The following is a 1,227-nucleotide window of genomic DNA, read 5'->3' as shown; positions in this document are numbered from 1 at the left end:
TTGATAGACTTGTCCATGCGGTACAGGGAGGGATCCCGATGACCGCGACCGAAATGAAGCCCCGTATGACTGCGGGGCTTTTCTGTGTATGTTCGATGGCCTTGCAACCTAGCCTCTATGTTGCAGGCTGGAACCCTTTGCCGGGCTTGGTGATGCCCGTCGCTTCGGGTTGGCAGCAGCCAGCCGCTCATCGACGGGTTGCTCAGACTGCCTTGACAAGAGTGGGCGGTCCAGAGATCAGGGCGGTGAGGATGTCAACGGCAGAGAATCCGCCTCCCGCTCGAGGAATTGAACCGAGTGCCCCTCCCATACTCAACCGTTGTCAGCCGCATTTTTCACGTGTGCGGCTTGTAGCAGACGCACAGTTGAAACAACGGTAAATGACGAACAATCCAGAAGCGGCGGATGCCGCAGCGACAAATCGCATAGAACCCGTGCTGTCCGAACGTGACGTTCCGTTCGCAGGAACCAGAACGTCAATCGCAGATCAAAGCGGCTCGCCTGCGGACGCGGAATTCGACGTCGGGTGCAATGGAAAGATCGGGGCGATCTCGCATAACGCATCGACCTCTCTTTTGACCAGTGTTTTTGTTTCCGCATGCCTTTCCATTGCGGCAACTATTGCTTATACGCATTTCTTTCCGTCTGCACCGAACAACGGACTTCCGACTGTCATGGCGGTCGACATGCTGCAGGTGTCGAGCGCCGTCGCAAAGATGAGCGAAGGGAACATCAAGGAAGCGGAGCGTCTTTTCAAAATCGGTGCCGAATCAATGGAACGGCTTCGCGAGGCAGGCGTTGTGGTGGTGGACGTGAAGTCGGTGATATCAGTCCCGGGGACGGCGTTGCTTCGACCGTCCGATTTGATCCCGGGTGCTCCCGACACAATGGAGCCGGCCCATCACGTGCCGAGCGCAGATCTCTTTGACGGGTCGGATCCGAGGGCTTCGATCGGAGGTGCAAGGGACGCACCAGCCGCCGGTGAAGCGCAGCGCTTGAAGGGAGATCGGTGATGCGGACGAAGCCGCGTTCTCCCCGATCGCTTCAAGGAGCCTTCGATTCACTGCGAAGAACGCTCGCCGAGATGAAGGGCGTCCCGCTCTCGGCGCGCGCAGCCTGGGCCGGAAAGACCGCAGCTGCAACAGCCGCACTCGTCATCGCCGGTTCGCTTTTTGCCGAGCGCTGGCAGATACGGTTCGATCCGCAGGTTTTTTCCTGCATCAATGT

Annotated in this window: 2 protein-coding genes; both read left to right on the top strand. The window is 58.6% G+C overall.

The genetic code is table 11. The annotated features are described in order from the left end of the window. Positions 1-674 precede the first annotated feature (674 nt). On the top strand, positions 675-1,013 hold the full coding sequence (locus H6A60_RS11505) for a hypothetical protein (protein ID WP_205104742.1): 339 nt from the start codon (positions 675-677) through the stop codon (positions 1,011-1,013). Then, positions 1,013-1,227, top strand: a 215-nt coding sequence (locus H6A60_RS11500; protein WP_205104740.1) for a hypothetical protein, incomplete at its 3' end; no start/stop codon positions are given. The genes H6A60_RS11505 and H6A60_RS11500, both read left to right, overlap by 1 nt.

It is taken from the genome of Sutterella massiliensis, assembly GCF_016899755.1.
GTDB classification, from domain to species: domain Bacteria; phylum Pseudomonadota; class Gammaproteobacteria; order Burkholderiales; family Burkholderiaceae_F; genus Sutterella; species Sutterella massiliensis.
This window is presented reverse-complemented; position numbering and strand designations above follow the sequence as displayed.

What these genes read in the sequence shown, in the direction of transcription:
- H6A60_RS11505 (WP_205104742.1), top strand. Translation starts at nt 675, where the DNA reads ATGGCGGTCGACATGCTGCAGGTGTCGAGCGCCGTCGCAAAGATGAGC.